This window comes from Microcystis sp. M49636_WE2 (genome assembly GCF_030065375.1).
GTDB lineage: Bacteria > Cyanobacteriota > Cyanobacteriia > Cyanobacteriales > Microcystaceae > Microcystis > Microcystis aeruginosa_C.
Genome location: NZ_JASJFG010000474.1, coordinates 1 through 1,509, shown reverse-complemented (window position 1 = coordinate 1,509; position 1,509 = coordinate 1). Strand labels below are relative to the sequence as shown.

At 41.2% G+C, this 1,509-nt stretch carries 2 protein-coding genes; both read right to left on the bottom strand.

What is annotated here, in order from left to right; all coding sequences use genetic code 11:
• On the bottom strand, positions 1-559 hold a 559-nt coding region (locus tag PX484_RS11215; protein WP_288103855.1), incomplete at its 3' end, for a fructosamine kinase family protein.
• Between the two features lie 195 nt (positions 560-754).
• A partial coding sequence (locus PX484_RS11210) for a M16 family metallopeptidase (protein WP_288103853.1) occupies positions 755-1,509 on the bottom strand: 755 nt, incomplete at its 5' end.

Below are 1,509 nucleotides of genomic sequence, written 5' to 3'. Positions count from 1 at the left end.
GGGGTTGATGCTGACTCAAAATCTCGCTAATAGCGGGAATAACTTGATCCTCGTCGGGAAAATTGCCGCCGCGCTCCTTCGCAAGTCTTAATTGATAGCCAATACGCTGATGAGCGAAAAAATCCGCCCAACTGTTACTAATAGTATTAATCTGGGGAGTAGAACCAATGGTATTATTACAATGCCAACCAAAGCGATCGGACAGGGAAACTTGATGTAAACGAGCTAAATTTCGCCCCATTTTTTCCCAGCTTTGACTATCGCCACCGCCGAATTCTAGCCACTCTAGAACTAAATAACTAGATTTATCGGCAATTCCCCAACAAATTGGCTCTGGAACCCTGATAGTCTTGGTAGCGTGAATTTGCTTTAATCCTAAAGCTTCGGCCGCAAACATGGCTTCTTGGTTCGCTTGGTTAATCTTAACGAAATAAATTAAACCATTGCCACTAACGGCATAACCCTGATTGATACAGCCACCACTAACGGGACGACTTTTCTCGATTTCAAAGGGTTTTTCCGTGGTTTGGGTAATATGTCGAGCAATTTGAGTCCACATAGGTTATCAGTTATCAGTTATCAGTTATCAGTTATCAGTTATCAGATGTAAGTTTTAAGTTAATTAGTTATTTAGTTATCAGATGTAAGTTAATTAGTTATTTAGTTATTTATTTATTTATTTTCATCTTTATCCCTGTTCACTGTTTACTGATTACTGTTCACTGTTTACTGATTACTGTTCACTGATTACTGATTACTGAATTGGTCTCACCACTACCACACCGTAAGCGTTGGGATTTAAATACTCTTGACAGGCATTTTGAATATCCTCTAAAGTGAGGGCTTCAATGTGTTGGGGATAACAAAAAGCCGGTTGTAAATCACCGATCTGAGTATGATAATAACCGTAAAGGTTAGCTCGATCACTCGGTCTTTCATTGCTAAAAATAAACCGATTGGCCACTTGGGTTTTAACTCGTTCCAGTTCAGAAACTGTCACAGATTTCTGTTGAATTTGTCTAATCTGTGCTACGACTTCCCTCTCCACTTGCTCGATATTTTCCGAGGCTAATTGGGCCGAAATGGAAAACACTCCTTGCACTGCTTGGGACATATTACTGGCAGTTATTTGGGAAACTAAGGCCTTTTCTTGGCGCAGAGATTGAAATAATCGCGATACCTTGCCCTGACCAAGAATAGCCGCTAAAACATCGAGAGGATAGGTTTTTTCTAAGTCTCTCAACCCCGGCACTTTCCAAAATAGGATTAAGCGGGCCTGCTGCAAATTTTCATCCTCGTATTCTTGACGGATAATCTCGTTAAAAGGAGCTTCGGGCTGTAGATTAGCGATAGGATGAGAAATAAGCCCAGAATTGCCCTTACTGCCTAAAGTATCTAAAGAATCGCTCACAATAGCCATTAAATCATCTACAGGCAAATTACCCACCACCGCCACCGTCATCCATTCGGGACGATACCAAGTCCGATGAAAATCGCGCATTTGTTGAG